Genomic DNA, 18,275 nt, shown 5'->3' on the forward strand with positions numbered 1-18,275 from the left:
TTAGTCCGTCAGCCAGGGCGGTGTGGGCAATCCCTTCTCTCGCAGGAAGGCGGGGTTGTAGAGCTTGGACTGGTAGCGTGATCCGTGATCGCACAGGATTGTCACGATGGTGTGGCCCGGTCCCAGCTTGCGCGCCATGTGCACGGCGCCTGCGATATTGATCCCCGCCGATCCGCCCAGGCACAGGCCTTCGTGCATGACGAGGTCATAGAGGATTTCCAGCGCTTCCTCGTCGGGAATGCGGAAGGCGTCGTCGATCACCGCGCCTTCGAGATTTTTGGTGATCCGGCTCTGACCGATGCCTTCGGTGATGGAATTGCCTTCGGCTTTCAGTTCGCCATGGGCATAATAGCCGTACAGCGCCGCGCCGCCGGGATCGGCCAGTGCGATGCGGACATCTGAATTCCGGCTCTTGAGGGCGTCTGACACGCCTGCAATCGTCCCGCCCGAGCCCACAGCGGCGACGAAGGCGTCGACCTTGCCGCCGGTCTGGGTCCAGATTTCCGGACCGGTCGTCTCGGCATGGACGCGCCGGTTGGCGGTATTGTCAAACTGGTTGGCCCAGATCGCGCCATGGGGCTCGGACGCATTCATCTCCTGCGCCAGCTGGCCTGAATAGCGCGCATAATGGTTCGGGTTGGCATAGGGGACGGCGTCCACCTCGATCAGTTCGGCGCCCATGAGGCGGATGGCGGCGGCTTTCTCGCGCGACTGGGTGCGCGGGAACACGATGACCACCCGGTAGCCGAGCGCGCGGCCGACCATGGCCAGGCCAATACCGGTATTGCCCGCCGTACCCTCGACAATCGTGCCGCCGGGTTTCAGCGCGCCGGAGCGTTCCGCATCACGGATAATGCCCAGCGCGGCGCGGTCCTTCACGGAGCCGCCCGGATTGAGAAACTCCGCCTTGCCCAGAATCTCGCACCCTGTGGCGTCGGAGACGCGGTTGAGGCGCACCAGCGGCGTGTTGCCGATCAGATCGATGACGGAACGGGCGGGGGCTTGGGTCATGGCGGGCGTCTCCAGGCGGGCTCGCGATGTCAATGCCAGATAGGGCGTTGATATGCGAGCCTTACACGCAAAAACCTCAGACGCGCGTGTCAGGCACGGCCCCCAGCGCACCATGAAGGTGAGTATCGCGGCACACCTGCAACAGGCTGACAGGATCGGTGGCGGGTCATGCCGCCCGGCTGGAGGCAGACGGCCGGGCGGGCGCACGACGAGGTCGTGATGCCAAAGCCGCGTGATGGGAACCGGTCATCGCGGGTGCAGCAGGCTAGCCGCCGCGTGCGAAGATCACCTCGCGCACGGTGCGCACCAGAATGACGCAATCGCGCCACAGCGACCAGTTGCGCACATACCAGGCGTCCAGGCGCGCGCGTTCGGCAAATGTGGTCTGGTTGCGGCCGTTGGTCTGCCACAGGCCGGTCAGGCCGGGGCGCATGCGGGCATAGGCGGTCATATAGTCACCATAGGCGCTAATCTGGGACAGCGTCATCGGCCGCGGCCCGACCAGGCTCATATCGCCCCGCAAGACGTTGATCAGCTGGGGCAGTTCATCCAGATTGGTCTTGCGGATCAGCCAGCCCACCGGCGTGATGCGCGGATCGCGGCGCAGTTTCTGGAAGGCGTGCCACTCCGACGCGATGGCCGGATTATCGCGGATCAGTTTGTCCAGGCGCGCCTCTGCGTCCAGCTGCATGGACCGGAATTTCAGGCAGTCAAAACTCCGCCCGCCGCGGCCGACGCGCCTCTGGCGGAACAGGGCCGGCCCGCCATCGGCGCGTACGGCCAGGGTAATGGCGGCCAGCACGGGTGCCAGCAGCACCAACAGCCCTGCGGATGCGGCCACATCGAACACGCGCTTGGCTATCTCCGCTGCCGGACGGGCCAGCGGGTCACGCACATCGATGAAGGACACGTCTTCCAGCGGATAGTTGAGCACTTCGGCCTGGGTGGGCAGGGGACCGATCTGGGGTGCCAGCAGGAAGGGCACGCCCTCCAGGACGAGGGCGCGGATCACGTCGTGCTGATCCTGCTCATCGGGCGCGGGCGCATAGACCACGCCTCTGCCCGAAATGGAGGCGCGCCGCATCGCGTCGATCAGGCGCGCCTTGTCCATGTCGTCAGTCGCTACCACGCTGTCCACATGGACGCCCAGCGCGTCGTGCCTGGCGATCACCTCGCGCACCGCGCCCGATCGGACGGCTGCCGTGAAGAGGACGGCCGGGCTGGTCCACAGTCCGGCCGATCTGAGCGCCTGACGCGCGGCCAGGCGCGTGCCCGCCAGCGCGGGTGCCAGAATGAGCCAGTGTGTGGCGGTCAGCACGCGTGAGCCGACCTCGATGGTGGCGAACTGAATGGCCCCCGCGCCCAGCATCGCCACCGCGCACCCCGTCAGGATAGCCGGGAGCTGGTCCGTTAACGCCTCGCGGCGGTGATAGTGACCCTTGGAGCGCAGCCAGACCAGCATGACGAGACTGAATGCGCCCGCGATCGCGAAATGCAGGCTGAGCCCTGCCGGATGATCGGACAGCGCGGGATAGCCGGCCATGGCCCGCAGCAGATCGGTGAGTCCATAGGCCCCCACCGCTGCAATGGCAAAAGCGGTCAGATCAGCCCAGACCAAGGCAGCGGACTTGATCGACTGAAGGCTGGCCGATTTGAACTGGTGCCGGGTCCGGCCCCGAAACTGGCCCCGGAGCGGTCCCGGCGTGCCGGAAGCGGTGTTCGCCTCGCTGCGTGCCTCGATGCCCTGCATGATCACCTGCTCCATCCGGACGCATTCTGCGTGCATGAAGCGGAGCGGATGCAAGACCCATTCCATCCGGCGCAGGTGCCGGAACGGGCACAGAGGCGCGGGCTGCAGGTCCTAGTGGTAGCGGCGGATCAGGCCGACGAGCCGGCCCTGAACCTTCACCTCTCCGGGACCGAAAATGCGCGTTTCGTACGCCGGGTTCGCCGCCTCCAGAGCGATGGAGCCGCCCTTCTTGCGCAGCTTCTTGAGCGTGGCTTCCTGATCATGAACCAGCGCCACCACGATATCGCCTGTATCGGCGGTGTCGGCGCGTTTGATGACGACCAGGTCACCCTCCAGAATGCCGGCGTCGATCATGGAATCGCCGCGCACTTCGAGCGCGAAATGCTCGCCGCCGGAAATCATCCCGGCAGGTACGGACAGGCGGTCCACCTCGTGCTGGATCGCCTCAATCGGCACGCCCGCTGCAATGCGGCCAAGCACCGGCACGTCAACACCGGCCTCACTCTCGCGCCCGCGGCGGAAATCAGCCTCGACCACATTGCCGGAGGATTTGGGTGCGGCGCTGTCCGGCATTTTGAGCACTTCCAATGCGCGGGCCCGGTGGGCCAGGCGCCGGATGAAGCCGCGCTCTTCCAGCGCGCTCACCAGACGGTGCACGCCGGACTTGGACGCGAGCTGCAGCGCATCCTTCATCTCGTCAAACGAAGGCGACACGCCGTCCTCGCTCAAGCGCCTGTGGATGAAGAGCAAAAGCTCGTGCTGTTTCTTGGTGAGCATCGCGCCCTCTCAGGTATAGAACAAAACCGGAAACCCTGTAGATGTTCTATGCCTGTTCCGGATTAACGTCAAGCTAACGCGGCGCATTTCCCAGAAGTGTGCGTGTGGCCGCCTCGACATCGTCCTGACGCATCAGGCTTTCCCCTACCAGCAGAGCTTTGGCCCCTGCAGCCTGCATCCGCAGCGCGTCTGCGCGGGAGAAAATGCCGCTCTCGGCCACCAGACAAACGTCCAGGCCTGCCATGGGCGCAAGGGTTTCAAAGGTTTCCAGAGACGTGTCAAAGCTGCGCAGGTCCCGATTATTCACGCCGATGAGGGGCGAGGGCAGGGCCAGCGCCCGGGTCATCTCGGCGGCGTCATGGACCTCCACGAGCGCGTCCATGCCCAGCGCCGATGCGGCCTCGATCAGGTCACGCGCCAGGGAATCGTCCACCGCGGCGAGAATCACCAGGATGCAGTCAGCGCCCAGCGCCCGCGATTCGACGACCTGCCAGGGGTCGTAGAGAAAATCCTTGCGCAGAACGGGCAGGTCTACGGCGGCGCGCGCAGCGATCAGATAATCTTCATGGCCCTGAAAGCTCGGGGCGTCGGTCAGGATGGACAGGCATGACGCTCCGCCCGCCTGATAGGCGCGCGCCAGGGCCGGCGGGTCGAAGTCGGCGCGGATCAACCCCTTGGAGGGGCTCGCCTTCTTGACCTCGGCGATCAGGGAGAGCCCGTGGCTGGCATGGCGGGCATTGAGCGCATCGAGAAATCCGCGCGGTGCCGGCGCGGCCTTGGCGCGCGCTTCAAGGGCTCTCAAGGAAATGGCGGCCTTGCGCTCAGCGATTTCCACGCGCTTGTAGGCTTCGATGCGTTTGAGGGCGTCGCTCATCACGGCTGTCCCTGACTGATGGCCGCAAGCCGCTCCAGCGCGGACTTGGCGCGGCCGTCATCAATCGCCGCCGCCGCCAGGGCCGCGCCGTCTTTCAGATTGGCCGCCAGCCCTGCCAGGCGCAGCGCGGCCGCCGCGTTGATCAGGACAATATCGCGATACGGTCCCGGCGCGCCGTCGAGAAGGGCGCGGATCGCCGCTGCGTTCTCCGCCGGTTCTCCGCCCTTCAGGTCGTCCAGCGACGCGCGCGGCAGGCCGGCGTCTTCGGGGGTGATCTCATATTGCGCGATGGTGCCGTCCGCGTGCAGCTCGGCGGCGTGAGTTATGCCCGTGGTGGTGATCTCGTCCAGCCCGTCTGCGCCGTGGACGATCAGGGCGGTTTCAGCGCCCAGATCACGCAGTGCTTCGGCCATGGGCATCAGCCAGCCCCGGTCGAACACGCCCAGAAGCTGGCGGCGCGCACCGGCGGGGTTTGAAAGCGGGCCCAGAAGATTGAACACCGTGCGCACACCCAGGATTTTGCGCGCAGGCCCCACATGACGCACCGCGCCGTGATGGGCAGGCGCAAACAGAAAGCCGACACGCGCCTCATTCAGCCCGCGCTCGATCCGGTCGGGACCCGCCGTCAGGTGCACGCCCAGCGCTTCGAGCACTTCAGCGGATCCGGATTTGGACGAGGCGGCCTTGTTGCCATGCTTGGCGACCACCGCGCCTGCGCCCGCTGCCACCAGCGCGGCGGCGGTGGATATGTTCCAGGTGCCGCGCGCATCGCCGCCTGTGCCGCACGTGTCGATGGCCCCCGCAGGCGCGCGGACAGGCGTCATGCGCGCGCGCATGGCTTCTGCACCCACGCGCAGGGTTTGCGGGCTTTCACCGACCGCCGCCAGTGCCAGCAGGAAGCCGCCGGTCTCCACCGGGTCGGCCTGCCCATCCATCAGGGCGTCGAACGCCGCGCGCAGGGCTTCGGCGTCAGGTTCCCGTCCGGCCGCCAGGGCCGTGATGGCCGCGCGCATGCCGCCCATCACGCTGCCTCCGCCTGGAATCCGGCCAGGGCGAGGAAATTGGCCAGCAGGTCATGTCCGTGCTGGGAAGCGATGCTCTCAGGGTGAAACTGCACGCCGTGAACCGGGCGCGTCTCATGAGCCAGTCCCATGATCTCGCCATCGGAGGTCTGCGCTGTGACGCGCAGCGGGCTGCGTTCGGGCAAGGCCACGGCCAGCGAGTGATAGCGTGTGGCCGTGAAAGGCGAGGGCAGGCCGGCGAACACCCCTGTTGCGTCATGGGTGATCGCACTGGTCTTGCCGTGCATGATCGACCGTGCCGGCACCACCTTGCCGCCGAACACCTGGCCGATGGCCTGATGGCCCAGGCACACGCCCAGGATCGGCAGATCATCGGGCGCGGTGCGGATCAGCTCCAGGCAGATGCCCGCCTTGTCGGGATCGCACGGTCCAGGGCTCAGCACCACCGCGCGCGGATCCAGCGCCAGCGCCTCGGCGGCGCTCATCACATCATTGCGGATGACGCGGGTGCGCGCCCCCAGCTCCTCGAAATAGTGCACGAGGTTGAAGGTGAAGCTGTCGTAATTGTCGATGATAAGCAGCATGAGCGCGCGTGATCCTTCCGAGCAGGAGCTGGAACTTAGGCAAGCACGCGCCGTGCGCCAACCGCGACTCGCTGTAGACATCAGTGATGATCCGATGCGCAGCCTATGCGCCGCATCTGGGCGCTGCGCTGGGCGCAACCCTGATGGCGGCTGCCGCTCTGGCCTTCAGCGCGGGCGCAGGCCCGGCGCCGGTGGCGGATATTGCTGTGCCGGCCAATGAGATGGCGGTTGGGCAGGCGCCCGTTTTCACGCCCGTTCCGGGTACACCGGCGGCGGACAAAGCGTTGGGCGCTGGCGTCCACGCAGGGGCGCAATCGGTCGCTCATCAGCCTGCCGATCCGGCTCCAACCCACCGCCCCATGCTCGCGATCATCATGGATGATGTCGGGCCGGATATCGCCGTGGCGCGCCGCCTGATGGCGCTGGAGCCGCCGGTGACGCTGGCGATCCTGCCCTATGCTGCGGCAGCACCGGCGCTGGCCCGGGAGGCGGCGGACGCTGGCCGCGAGGTGTTCGTGCATCTGCCCATGGAGCCGGGCGGTCTCGATGATCCCGGACCGTGGGCGCTGAGCCGCGCGCAGGATGGCCAGGCCATTGGCGAGCGCGTCCGCTGGGCCTTTGCCCGTGTGCCGGGCGCGGCGGGCTTCAATAATCACATGGGCAGCGGGTTCACGTCCGACGCGCAGGCCATGGCGCGGGTGTTCGCAGCGCTGACCGGGTCCGAGGCGCTGATGTTCGTCGACTCGCTCACCGGCCCGCGTTCGATTGCGGCGAACAGCGCCCGCGACGCCGGCTTTCCGGCGCTGCGCCGCGATGTGTTTCTGGATACAGATCGCGACGAAGGCGCCATCGCTGCGAGGCTGAAGGACGCCCTGGCGCTGGCCGCCTCACGCGGTCACGCCATCGCCATCGGTCATCCGTATCCGGAAACGCTTTCTGTGCTCGATACGCTGGCGGACCGCGCCGCCGCCCATGGCGTGGAGATCGTCACCGTCAGGGCGCTCGCGCAGGCGCGGGGCGCCCGCGCGCCACCCTGAGACTAAAGGCCTGCGCCTCCAAGAGGTTCCGTCTGCGCGATCTGCTCCATGGAGGCGATCAGCGGGCGTCCGCGCTGAATGGCGGCCTGTACCGAAGGCAGCGACAGCGATGCCGTGTGGGCGTCCCGGCTGTCCCAGACTTCGGTGATCCAGAGCGTGTCCGGCGCGCCGGGATCCGCCGCGACGACGTAGGACCGGCAGCCCGGCATGTTCCGCAGCCCGTCCAGCAGGATGGCCGCCAGCTCATCGCGGCGGCCCTCGGCCGCGATCATCTTGCCGATCAGTCCGAACATTGGTGTCGCTCCCGCCGCACACGCCGCTGGCGCCACCGCGATCGCCAAGCCTGACAGACAGAGGTGACGCCGGTCGAGATCCATACATTCAGCGTGATCAACCGTGAGCTCCGGGTCAACCGATGAAGGCCGGCCCCGGGCGCGCCGGTCAGCGCATATGCTCGGGTGGCACCACAGGCGCTTCACGCAGCAAGGTGATCGACAGGCGGCGATTGCCCGCCAGATACGGATCGTCGGGATAGAGCGGCTCGGCGCCGGCGCGACCGCGCACCTCGGCGATGCGATGGTCGGGCAGGCCGGTTCCCGCCAGCACGCGCAGCGCCGAATTGGCCCGGTCTGATGACAGCTTCCAGTTGGTCGGCGCGCCGGGCGGTGTCGGGCTGGAATCGGTATGGCCTGAAATGGTCACCCGGTTGGGCAAGCGCGCGGCGATCTCACCCACGGCGCGCAGCAGGACTTGTGCGCGCTCGTTGGGCTCGGTGGAGCCCGGATTGAACATCGGGCGGCCTTCCTGGTCGATCAGCTGGATGCGCAGGCCTTCTTCAGTCATCTCAATCAGCACGTGATTGGACAGCTCTGCCAGTTCCGGCATGTCCTGCAGGGCCTGACGCAAAGATTGCTCGGCGCTGGCGAACTCGGCGGTCTCGCGCCGTGACATGGCGCTGGCAAGTGCCCCCATGCTGACCTGCGGCTCATCTCCGGCAGAGGCGCTCGACGAGGTTTCCTGCTGGTCGCGCTGCTCTTCCGCCGGGCTGGGCGCGAGCCGGTCGACGATGGACGCCGTGCCCGAGGCCCGCGAGCCTTCCTGGCCAAAATTGGTTCCGCCCAGCACCCCGCCTGAACCCGACATGGACTGGCTGACGCTGGCGGGCGCAAAATAGTCCGCGATGCCGGCGCGCTGTTCGGGTTCGGTGTTGTTGATCAGCCACAGCATCAGGAAGAAGGCCATCATCGCCGTGACGAAATCGGCATAGGCCACCTTCCACGCGCCGCCATGGTGGCCGCCGGAAACCTTCTTGATCTTCTTGATGATGATCGGTCTGTTAGTCGCCATTCCAACCCACCCGCAACGCCTTATGTATTGCGCGTATCATGACCTGTCAGGGTTAAGGGCGGGTTTCCCCAAAGGGCAGGGAGCGATTTGTGACTCAAGACCGGGCCTATCGCGACGCGCTGGGATGCTATCCCACCGGCGTTGCGCTTGTGACGCGTGCCGACCAGGGCGGGGCACGCGCCATGACCATCAATTCCTTCGCCAGCGTGTCGCTCACCCCGCGCCTGGTTCTGTGGTCCCTGGATCGTGGCAGCGACCGGTTCGACGCCTTTCTGGCCGCAGAGCATTACGCCATCAATGTGCTCGCCGCTGATCAGAGCCAGCTGTCATCGGCGTGTGCCATGACAGACGATCTGGGGTCCGCTGGAGGGCGCTGGGCACCGGGTGTCAATGGCGCGCCGCTTGTGGCAGGGGCCATCGCGTGGTTCGAGTGCACCCGTGTGGCGGTCCACCCCGGCGGGGATCATGTCATCATCGTGGGCGAGGTCACCGGCTTTGACATGCCGCGTCAGGCCCCTGCGCTGGTCTTTCACAAATCTGTCTACGGGCAATCGGGGTAGGGTGATGGCGCGTACAGCGTTTCTGGGACTGGGCGTGATGGGCGCACCCATGGCGGGCCACCTCGCCCGCGCCGGCCATGAGGTGACGGTCTGGAACCGGACGCCGGACAAGGCTGCACGCTGGCTGGACGATCATGCCGGGGCCGCCGCTGACACGCTGCAGTATGCGGTCACGGGCACCGATATTGTCTTCATGTGCCTGGGCGATGATCCCGATGTGCGTGCGGTCGCTGATCAGATCCTGCCGGTCATGGGTGAGGGCGCTGTTCTTGTCGATCACACGACGGCCTCCGCGGCTCTGGCGCGTGATCTCGACGCTGCCTGTTCGCAGCGCGGCATCCTGTGGCTCGATGCGCCTGTGTCGGGCGGGCAGGCGGGGGCTGAAAACGGTCAATTGTCGATCATGTGCGGCGGGACAGAGTCGGCGTTCGCTGCCGCAGAACCGGTGATGCAGGCCTACGCCAAGGCGATCACCCATGCAGGCCCCGCCGGGGCGGGCCAGCTGGTCAAGATGGTCAACCAGATCTGCATTGCGGGACTGGTTCAGGGCCTGGCCGAGGGGCTGCATTTCGCCGGTGCTGCCGGGCTCGATCCCGACACGGTGATCCGTGCGATCTCCAAAGGCGCCGCCCAGAGCTGGCAGATGGAGAACCGCTGGCGCACCATGACCTCGGACGAGTTCGCGTTCGGCTTTGCGGTGGACTGGATGCGCAAGGATTTGCGCATCGCTCTGGACGAAGCCCGCAACAACGGTGCGCAATTGCCGGTGACCGCCCTGGTCGACCAGTTCTACGCCGAGGTGCAGGCCATGGGGGGTGCCCGCTGGGACACCTCCAGCCTGATTGCGCGGTTAAACCGCGCGGGGAAGGGGTAGGGGGCGCAGCCGCCTGCCGTCTGCCGCCTGCCTTAGAAGCTGCCGATCTGCATGGCCGCGCGCACCAGGGCGGCGGTGGAGTTGACGCTCAGCTTGCCCATGATGTTTTCGCGGTGCTTGCGCACTGTCGATGGGCTCATGCCCAGCGTCTGCGCGATCACGTCAACAGATCGCCCCTTGGCGATCTCACGCAGCACGGCGCGTTCGCGCGGGGTGAGAGCGCTGGCGTTGAGCACGCCGGACCGGTCGTCATCTGCAGGCCCCGGCCGGGCCCTGACCGGCTGGGCGGCAGCAGCCCGGATCGCCGCCACCAATGCCTCGCGCCCGGCTTCCTTGTGCAGAAAGCCTTCGACCTGGCGTGCAAGCTGCGCGCGCTCGGTCTCGTCCAGGGGCGCTCCGGTCAGAAGAAGCACGCGGGGGCGCCGCCCGGCGGCGTTCAATGCGTCCACGACATCAATGCCGGTCATGTCCGGCAGGGAGAAGTCGAGCAGCACGAGGTCCGGACCCAGGGCGCTGCACAGGGAAAGTCCGTCCTGCCCGTCGCCCGCCTCGCCGGAGACCTCGATGTCCGGCTCCAGGGACAGAGACTGGACCAGCGCTTCGCGCACCAGGCTGTGATCATCTACGATCAATACCCGGATCAGTCCTTGAACTGCATCCATGCCCCCGCCCCCTTCCCCTGTAAGGATTGCTAACTAGTCGCCGCCCAGACAAGATCAAGCAGAGTTTTACGGGGGGCAGACCATGACCGGGGCGGACACGCCGCGCATCAGCCGTGTAAACGGCCGCTTCGCGGATCACGAACTTGAGACGGCCTATCGCGAGGATGTCTGGCCGGTCCAGCGTACACAGATCGCCCTGACCATGGCCGGTCTCGGAATCGGGTTGCTTGTCACACTCAGTTCCGACTTTCGCTTTCTCGCCGGCACGCCATGGTTTCTTCCCACCGCCGGACTTCGCGGCGGGGCCGGGCTTGGGGGAATTCTGGCCTGCGCCTGGCTTCTGATTGCCCGGCCACACTGGACATCGCCTGGCGCATCAGTGGTGATTCAAGGTTGGCTCGTTGTCGGGCTGATGGCGGCGATCGTGGTGGCTTTCGCGTTTCCGGCCGTCGAAACGACCCCGGACGGGATCAGCGATGTGCTCGTCTTCACGTCTTTCTGGATGTTCATTTTCGCAACTGTGGTCGGCTTTGGCATCTATACCTATCCCAATGCCGTGGCGGTGTTCTGCTCCGGACTGGCGCTGACCTACATGACCTTGATGGTGCTGTACTGGAACGTGGGTGCATATCCCATGATCTCCCAGGGCGTTCTCGTGCTTATGGGCTGCGCCTTTGGCTGGATCATGGCGATCGTGAGCAATGTCGGCGCACGCCGGCGGTTTCACGTCACACGCTTGTATGAAGCCGCACGTCTGGCCGCAGAGAAGAGCGAGGCGTTCCAGACCTTCCTTCTGGCTGCCAGCGGGCATGATATTCGCCAGCCCCTCTACGCCCTCGACCTGAACGCCAGCTCCCTGGAGGCGATGGCGGAAAAGGGCGATCTGGAGCAGGTGCGCCGCCTTGCGCGGCGCCAGAAGGCGGTGGCGCGCAACATGTCCGCCTTGCTTGCCGCGATGATCGAGCTGTCGACGCTCAACCGCGGCCGCCGGACCACCCAGGCCAGCGCCTGCCGCATCGATGAATTGCTTGGCGACGCCGCCGACCCGCTGCTCGGTTTGGCCGATGACCGGGGGATCGCCGTGCGCCAACTGCGCAGCCGGCTTTGCGTCGAGGCCGATCCGGGTGTCGTCATCCATGTTGTGTCCAACCTCCTGGCCAACGCCATCAATCATTCAGGCGGTACGCGCATCCTGCTGGGTGCCCGCAGGCGCGGGAGCGAGGTGCAGTTGATCGTGGCCGACAACGGCAAGGGGCTCAGCCCGCGTGCGGCGCGGTTGAGTTCGATCACGGATCTCCGCGACGAGGAGCGTGAGACCCGGCTGCACGCCGGGCTTGGCATGGAGATCATGTTCGGTTTGTGCGAACGCGGCGGGCTTGACCTGACCATCGTTTCGAAGCCCGGCAGCGGCGTGATGGCCGTGATTACCTGCCCGCGCAGCCTGGCGGCGGGCCCGAGGGCGCATTCCGGGCAGAAAACGCCCTGACTACGCCAGCTGTCGTATTCTAGCGGCGGGGGTAATCTGGCAGCGTGCCGGTCCATCGGGTGGGGGATGGAGCGTCATGCAGCTGATGAACGAAAACAAGGACACGCTGTGGCCCGTGCGGCGGGCGCGCGAGCGTTCCGCGGCACCAGTTTCAAACAGCGGTGCGGACGCCAATGACAGGGCGGACGCGTTCATGCGGGTGCAGCAGGCGGTGCTGTCGCAGTTTTCCCGCCACCCGTTTCACAAGGTTGGCATGCGCGATGTGGCGCGAGAGGCGCGCTGCGGGATCGCCGCTCTGTACCGGTTCGCCGACACCAAAGAGGGCCTCCTGACCGTGTGCCTGGCAGCGGATTTCGAGGCGCGGGCCGAGCGGATACGGGCGGCCTCCCGGCGTGAGGTCGGCACCCGGGCACGGCTGCGCGCCTGCATCGGCGAACTGGTCCGGTTTGACCTTGACCGACCTGATTTTGTGCGGATCGTGAGGCTGAACACGCCCGCGAGCCTCCTTCAAGACGCGGCACAGAACGGCGGACCTGAAGAGGTCATTGAAGAAATTCTGATGCGCGGCGCGCGGGACGGCTCCGTGCGCTCCGACCTTGACCCGGGTGCGCTCGCCTCATTGGTGTGCGCTCTGACCGACGGCGCCCTGGGGCGCTGGGCAAAAACGGATCGCGATGCCGTTCCACTGCTTCGCGAGCGTCTGGGTCAGGAGCGCGCCGAACTGGTCTGGGCGGTGATCTGGCCTGCCGTCTCGTCGGCCTGATGCAGCCGGTCAGAACAGCGCGGCGTCTGGCGCCGCTGAGGAGCGGTTCGTGACGCATCACCGGATCAGCGCCGTCATCGCACGGACCTTCAGGACCCTTGTCCCGGCATTGTTCTGCGCAGCCGCGGTCGCAGTCTTCTACAGCGGCTAGGCCGCGCCCTGGGTGCAGGCGGCCGGCGTGCCGCGCCACTGGCGTCCGCGCGTGTTCACCGATACACCGGCTGCGAACCGTCCCAAGCCAGCCGGGCCACGCCCGCCCGCGCCGGACTGCCGCGCAGCGGAGCGCAGTGATGAGCGTCGCGATTGTCTTTTACATTCTGGATTTCGCCGGGATTTTTTTCTTTGCGGCTACGGGCGGGATTCTGTCGGCGCGCAAGCAGCTTGACCCGTTCGGCGCCGCCGTGATCGGCGCGGTGACCGGGATGGGTGGGGGCACGCTGCGCGACATCGTGCTGGGCAGCCTGCCGGTCTACTGGGTAGAGGCACCCGAGTATCTGGCGATCGCCGCCGCGGGCGGGCTGATCGGCTATTACGGCTCGGAGATCGTGCGCGGCGAGGTGGGCGCACGGCGCGTTGCGATGGTCTGGGCAGATGCCATCGGCCTGTCGGTGTTCTGCGTCATCGGCGCGCAGGCTGGTCTGGCGGCCGGGGCGCACTGGTCCATCGCGGTGCTCACCGGCGTCATGAGTGCTGCCTTTGGCGGGCTGCTGCGCGATGTGATCCTGAATGATGTGCCGCTGATCCTGCGCGCAGAGATCTATGCGCTGGCGGCGCTGTTCGGTGCTGCGCTCTATGTACTCAGCGTCTCGCTCGGTCTGGGCGAGGGCGTGGCTGCGATCGCCGGGGCCCTGGGTGCCTTTGTGATCAGGGGATGCGCCATCCGCTTCGGCTGGAGCATCCCCTCGATCGGCAAGCTGGACTAGTTCAGCCCATCGGTGTCCTGATAGGTTCCCCGGCTGGCGTTCATGAGCGTTGAGAAGAAGACCGCGTTCATCAGCAGGCGCTCCGTGCCCGGATAGGTCCCGCGAAACACCGGATTGTCGGCGAACAGGATCACCGCGCCGCTGCCCCTGCGATAGACGCTCACCGCCGGAGAGCCAGCGATCTCGTCGAGGCGGCGCTGGGAGGCGTATCCGCTCATCAGGGGGCGCTCGGCGTACTGCACGGGCACGGCGTAGGGGTCGGTCGGGCGGGTCAGCGTGAAGCTGGTATTGCGGTTCACCGGCAGGCGGCGGGCCTGATAGCCCCAGCCCAGCGGGTGAGAGACATCGAGATCGGTCTCGAAAATCGCGCCGGCCAGAATGTGCTCGGCGTCGCGCACCTGCATCTCGGAGAAGTTCAGGCGTTGCGGCGTCTCGCTCGGCGTCTCTTGCGTGTCAGTTGCCTCGATCTCGAGCAGGCTGCGCTCGGCCCATTGCGCCGCCTGGCGCGTTGCGACCAGCGTGCCGCCGCCGCGGACCCAGCGGTTCACCGCAGCTTTGGTCGCGTCATCCAGCGACGCGTTGCCGCCGGGCAGGATGAGGTGGGTATAGCGGCTCCAGTCCAGCGAGGAGAGCCGGCTTTTGGGCACAAGCAGCACCGCCATCTGATGCTGGTGGTCGAGCGTCCACCAGATCTCCCCGGCATCATTCCAGGAAATGCCGTCATCAAACGCGATCACGACACTGGGGGCGGTGAGGGTGCGAAACACGTTCCATGCACCCAGATCGCGGCCGGTATTGCGCGTCAGGCCTGTAGAGGCTGCGGCCACCGGGACGCCGTCTTCGCGCGCAATCGTTTCCATCACAGCGTGAATCTGCGACGGGGTCATGTCCTGACGGGCCAGCGGTACGAAGACGGAGCCGCGCGCGAAATCCTGATCGCCCTGCGCAGTCACCAGGGTGAATGGCTCGCTGGCCGCGCGCGCCATCAAGCCGGCTTCCAGGATCCGGTTCAGGGCCCGCGGGGCAAAGCTGTGTGACCAGTCGAACACATAACCATAGGGTGCACGGTCCGGAGCCGGGGCGCTCTGGAACGCGCCGTCGGCAGGCTCGCCCAGCGGCAGGGACTGAAACATCCCGCCGGCGAGACCGTCATATTGAAGGTTATAGGCCAGCGGCAGCGTCCAGCCGGAAACGTCGTAGAAGACATTCTCCTCAAACTCGGTGAAGCGCTCGAAGATGCCGCGGATCAGCCGGTGTTGCAGCTGCCGGGCGGGCACAATGTAGGATTCGGCGGCCGGGTAGGTGCCGCTGCTGGCGCGCACATCGCGTGCCGCGCGGTAGACCTCGATGCCATGGGTGCGCAGAAGCCGCACGAAACGGCGCGCCCGTTCGGGATCGCCCGGCGCGGTGAACACCCAGGCCTGTGCATTGGCGCTGGCGGCCTGCCGGGCGTTCTCGGCGAAGAAGTCACGCTGGAAGTCGATCAGCTCTTCGCGGATATCGAGAGCACCCTGGATGGTCGTCAGTGCGGTGCGGAACTGCGTGCGTACATTGTCGGCATTGGTGACCAGGCCGTGTTCGGACTGGATCTGACCGCCGCGCGCCGCGCCGGCCTCGAACAGGATGCCCAGCGAACCGGACAGCTGGGGATAGGTCGAGCCCTTGCCGATATAGAAATTATCGAAGACCTCCTGGGTCGCGTAGAGCCGCGCCTCGGAATCCATGAAGGCGGCGTGGCGCCGGGCGATTTCATAGGTCAGCTCGCGCGCCCGCACCTGGATCAGCGGATTGCGCCGCGTCTCCGTGCCGGGATGGAAATAGTACGGCGAGTTGTGGCCCATCTCGTGATAATCGGCCGTCACCATGGGCTTCCACGCCTGCCAGGCGGTGGTGATCGCGACGGACTCCGGCTGGGTCAGCAACAGCCACTGGCGGTTCAGGTCGAAGCCGTAATGGTTCACCCGCGCCAGGCCCCACAGATTATGGATTTCATGGGCCTCGTCGGTGACGGGCATGCGGCTCGAAAAGCGCTCCACATGGTCAATGCGCCGGGCATGGCCGTCGGGATTGTGGGTCACGGCGGCCAGGATCACGGTATTGGCCAGCACCTCGTCAATCGTCTCGCCACGTCCGGCTGCGAAGTGATGCAGAAACGGGATGGCCGCATCCATGGATGAGGTTTCCGCGCCATGGACGCCGTAGTTGATCCACACCACGATGGGTGCCGCGTCGGCCGGGGCATTGCCGCGCAGCCGCGCCAGGTGCGCGTCGCGGATGTCGCCGATGCGCGCGAGGTTCTCCGGGCTGGAGATGGTGAACTGCAGGATCGGACGGCCCTGGTGCGAGCGTCCGATGGTCTCCACCGTAATCCGGTCTGAGGTGTCGGCGAGATAGGCCGCGTAGTTCAGAAGATCATCATAGCGCACCACCCGTTCACCGATCTCATAGCCGGCATGGTCCTCGAACACGGTGATCGACGGATCATATGTCACGCCCTCCACCTGGAAGAAGCTGGCCGGCTCGGCGATAGCAGCCGGCGCAGCGATAACAGGCAGGATCAGCGCCAGACTGGCGGCGCGCAGCGTCTTGAACATGGTAACTCCCCGGATACGGTCGGCTCTGACAGGCGCCTGGAGGGCGCTCTTGCATGGAGATCTCATCCTAGCGGATGCAATGGGCCGCCGCCAATGCTGGCGCTGCGGCCCGTGCGCCTGTATGACACGCGGCAAAAGGCCTCCCGCCAGAAGGAACTCCCCATGACCGCTCCGGTCGAGCGCATTCGCAATATCGCCATCGTGGCCCACGTGGACCACGGCAAGACCACCCTGGTCGACAAGCTCCTGCGGCAGTCCGGCACGTTCGCCGACCGCGCGGTCGAGGTCGAACGGGTTATGGATTCCAATGATTTGGAGAAAGAGCGCGGGATTACCATCCTGGCCAAGAACACGGCTGTGACCTGGCGCGACTACAATATCAACATCGTGGACACGCCCGGACACGCCGATTTCGGCGGCGAAGTGGAGCGGGTGCTCTCCATGGTCGATTCGGTGCTTCTGCTCGTCGACGCAGTGGACGGGCCGATGCCCCAGACCGCGTTCGTGACCCGCAAGGCCCTGGCGTTGGGGCTGAACCCCATCGTCGTGGTCAACAAGGTGGACCGCCCCGGCGCACGGCCTGACTGGGTGGTGGACCAGACCTTTGATCTGTTCGACCGTCTGGGCGCGACGGATGAACAGATGGATTTCCCCGTGGTGTATGCGTCAGCCCTGCAGGGCTGGGCGACGCTGGACGCCGACAAGCCCGAACCCGATCTGACCGCGCTGTTCCAGACCATCGTGGACCGCGTGGCGGCACCGAAAGTGGACCCGCACGGGCCGCTCCAGCTGCAGGTCTCTGCGCTGGACTATTCGTCCTATACCGGTGTCATCGGCATCGGGCGCATCACCCGCGGTACGCTGGCCAAGAACCAGAACGTCATTGTGGCTGCTCCGGACGGCAAGACACGCCGCGCCAAGGTGCTGCAGGTGTTCGGCTTCCACGGGCTGGAGCGTGTCGAGCGCGACCGTGCGAGCGCGGGCGACATCATCACCTTCAACGGCGTGGACCCGCTGGGTATTTCCGACACGCTGTGCGATCCCGAGCATGTCGAGGCGCTGCCGCCGCTGACCGTGGATGAGCCTACAATCTCGATGACCTTCCAGGTCAATGATTCGCCCTTCGCCGGCCGCGAAGGCAAGTTCGTCACCACGCGCCAGATCAAGGACCGGCTGGACCGCGAGCTGATCCACAACGTGGCCCTGCGCGTCACGCAGCAGGACAATGCGGACAAGTTCACCGTGTCGGGCCGCGGCGAGCTGCACCTGTCAGTGCTGATCGAGACCATGCGCCGCGAGGGCTTCGAGCTGGCCGTGGGCCGGCCGCAGGTGATCACCAAGGAAATCGACGGCAAGATTTGCGAGCCGTATGAAAACCTCACCATCGATCTGGAGGAAATCCACCAGGGCGGTGTGATGGAGCGTCTGGGCACGCGCAAGGCGGACCTCAAGAACATGGTGCCGGACGGCAATGGCCGCGTGCGCCTGGAATACATGGCGCCCACGCGCGGCCTGATCGGCTTCCGGTCCGAATTCCTGACCCTGACCCAGGGCTCGGGCCTGATGTTCCACACGTTTGACCACTATGCCCCGCGCGCGGCGGGCGAGGTGGGCCAGCGTCCCAAGGGCGCGATCATTTCCATGGAATCGGGCAAGGCACTGGCCTTCGCCCTGTGGAACATCCAGGAGCGCGGCAAGCTCTTCATCGGCCATGGGACCGAGGTCTATGAGGGCATGATCATTGGCATCAATGCCCGCGACGAGGATATGATCGTCAACCCGCTCAAGGGCAAGAAGCTCACCAATATGCGCGCTTCAGGCACGGACGAGGCTGTGGTGCTGGTCACGCCAATCCGTCTGACGCTGGAATATGCGCTTGAATTCATCAATGACGACGAGCTTGTCGAGGTGACGCCCCAGACCATCCGCGTGCGCAAGAAGCTCCTGCTCGAGCACGAACGCAAGAAGGCCAGCCGCGCGAGCGCGTGACAGGCATTATTCCGGCTTGAGC

General features: G+C 66.2%; 17 protein-coding genes. 7 read left to right on the forward strand and 10 right to left on the reverse strand.

The window, feature by feature from the left end:
* The 6 genes from L2D00_03485 to L2D00_03510 all read right to left on the reverse strand — a co-directional run bounded on the left by L2D00_03485 (position 1) and on the right by L2D00_03510 (position 6,018).
* Positions 1-1,011 carry a cysteine synthase A gene (locus tag L2D00_03485; GenBank protein ID WBQ13752.1) on the reverse strand — a complete coding sequence of 337 codons (1,011 nt, stop codon included), beginning with the start codon at positions 1,009-1,011 and terminating at the stop codon, positions 1-3.
* 265 nt (positions 1,012-1,276) lie between these two features.
* On the reverse strand, positions 1,277-2,776 hold the full coding sequence (locus tag L2D00_03490; GenBank protein WBQ13753.1) for an exopolysaccharide biosynthesis polyprenyl glycosylphosphotransferase: 1,500 nt from the start codon (positions 2,774-2,776) through the stop codon (positions 1,277-1,279).
* A 96-nt stretch (positions 2,777-2,872) separates the two neighbouring features.
* A complete protein-coding gene (gene lexA / locus L2D00_03495; protein WBQ13754.1) occupies positions 2,873-3,538 on the reverse strand; it encodes a transcriptional repressor LexA in 666 nt (221 codons plus the stop codon).
* Positions 3,539-3,611: 73 nt separating this feature from the next.
* On the reverse strand, positions 3,612-4,412 hold the full coding sequence (gene trpC, locus L2D00_03500) for an indole-3-glycerol phosphate synthase TrpC (protein WBQ13755.1): 801 nt from the start codon (positions 4,410-4,412) through the stop codon (positions 3,612-3,614).
* Positions 4,412-5,434 (reverse strand): anthranilate phosphoribosyltransferase, encoded by a 1,023-nt coding sequence (gene trpD, locus L2D00_03505; protein ID WBQ13756.1) that lies wholly within the window; start codon positions 5,432-5,434, stop codon positions 4,412-4,414. Before trpD ends, trpC begins: the two co-directional genes overlap by 1 nt.
* Positions 5,434-6,018, reverse strand: coding sequence for an aminodeoxychorismate/anthranilate synthase component II (locus L2D00_03510; protein ID WBQ13757.1), 585 nt, complete (start codon positions 6,016-6,018; stop codon positions 5,434-5,436). The genes trpD and L2D00_03510 overlap by 1 nt, the downstream gene beginning before the upstream one ends.
* Before the next feature lie 86 nt (positions 6,019-6,104).
* Between L2D00_03510 and L2D00_03515 the strand changes: the two genes are divergently transcribed.
* Entirely contained in the window at positions 6,105-7,055 is a 951-nt protein-coding gene (locus L2D00_03515) for a divergent polysaccharide deacetylase family protein (protein ID WBQ13758.1), read from the forward strand.
* A 2-nt stretch (positions 7,056-7,057) separates the two neighbouring features.
* On the opposite strand, the gene L2D00_03520 is transcribed toward L2D00_03515, so the two are convergent.
* The gene (locus tag L2D00_03520; protein ID WBQ13759.1) at positions 7,058-7,348 is read right to left on the reverse strand and encodes an antibiotic biosynthesis monooxygenase; all 291 of its coding nucleotides are present in this window, start codon (positions 7,346-7,348) and stop codon (positions 7,058-7,060) included.
* Positions 7,349-7,496: 148 nt separating this feature from the next.
* Complete coding sequence (locus L2D00_03525) at positions 7,497-8,402, reverse strand: OmpA family protein (GenBank protein ID WBQ13760.1); 906 nt, start codon at positions 8,400-8,402, stop codon at positions 7,497-7,499.
* Between the two features lie 89 nt (positions 8,403-8,491).
* On the opposite strand from L2D00_03525, the gene L2D00_03530 reads away from it, so the two are divergent.
* Both L2D00_03530 and L2D00_03535 read left to right on the forward strand, forming a co-directional pair.
* Complete coding sequence (locus tag L2D00_03530) at positions 8,492-8,962, forward strand: flavin reductase family protein (GenBank protein ID WBQ13761.1); 471 nt, start codon at positions 8,492-8,494, stop codon at positions 8,960-8,962.
* 4 nt (positions 8,963-8,966) lie between these two features.
* Entirely contained in the window at positions 8,967-9,836 is an 870-nt protein-coding gene (locus tag L2D00_03535; GenBank protein WBQ13762.1) for an NAD(P)-dependent oxidoreductase, read from the forward strand.
* Positions 9,837-9,868: 32 nt separating this feature from the next.
* On the opposite strand, the gene L2D00_03540 is transcribed toward L2D00_03535, so the two are convergent.
* Complete coding sequence (locus tag L2D00_03540) at positions 9,869-10,498, reverse strand: response regulator transcription factor (GenBank protein WBQ13763.1); 630 nt, start codon at positions 10,496-10,498, stop codon at positions 9,869-9,871.
* 82 nt (positions 10,499-10,580) lie between these two features.
* Here L2D00_03540 and L2D00_03545 point away from each other — a divergent pair, with 82 nt between their 5' ends.
* The 3 genes from L2D00_03545 (at position 10,581) to L2D00_03555 (ending at position 13,670) form a co-directional block, all read left to right on the forward strand.
* On the forward strand, positions 10,581-11,984 hold the full coding sequence (locus tag L2D00_03545; protein ID WBQ13764.1) for a HAMP domain-containing histidine kinase: 1,404 nt from the start codon (positions 10,581-10,583) through the stop codon (positions 11,982-11,984).
* Between the two features lie 76 nt (positions 11,985-12,060).
* On the forward strand, positions 12,061-12,747 hold the full coding sequence (locus L2D00_03550) for a TetR/AcrR family transcriptional regulator (protein WBQ13765.1): 687 nt from the start codon (positions 12,061-12,063) through the stop codon (positions 12,745-12,747).
* 290 nt (positions 12,748-13,037) lie between these two features.
* Positions 13,038-13,670: a trimeric intracellular cation channel family protein gene (locus L2D00_03555; protein ID WBQ13766.1), complete on the forward strand. Its 633-nt coding sequence runs from the start codon at positions 13,038-13,040 to the stop codon at positions 13,668-13,670.
* On the opposite strand, the gene L2D00_03560 is transcribed toward L2D00_03555, so the two are convergent.
* The gene (locus L2D00_03560; protein WBQ13767.1) at positions 13,667-16,264 is read right to left on the reverse strand and encodes a hypothetical protein; all 2,598 of its coding nucleotides are present in this window, start codon (positions 16,262-16,264) and stop codon (positions 13,667-13,669) included. The two genes, L2D00_03555 and L2D00_03560, sit on opposite strands and share 4 nt — an antisense overlap.
* A gap of 162 nt (positions 16,265-16,426) precedes the next feature.
* On the opposite strand from L2D00_03560, the gene typA reads away from it, so the two are divergent.
* A complete protein-coding gene (gene typA, locus L2D00_03565) occupies positions 16,427-18,253 on the forward strand; it encodes a translational GTPase TypA (GenBank protein WBQ13768.1) in 1,827 nt (608 codons plus the stop codon).
* Positions 18,254-18,275: the final 22 nt, after the last annotated feature.

It is taken from the genome of Hyphomonadaceae bacterium BL14, assembly GCA_027627705.1.
GTDB lineage: Bacteria > Pseudomonadota > Alphaproteobacteria > Caulobacterales > Maricaulaceae > Oceanicaulis.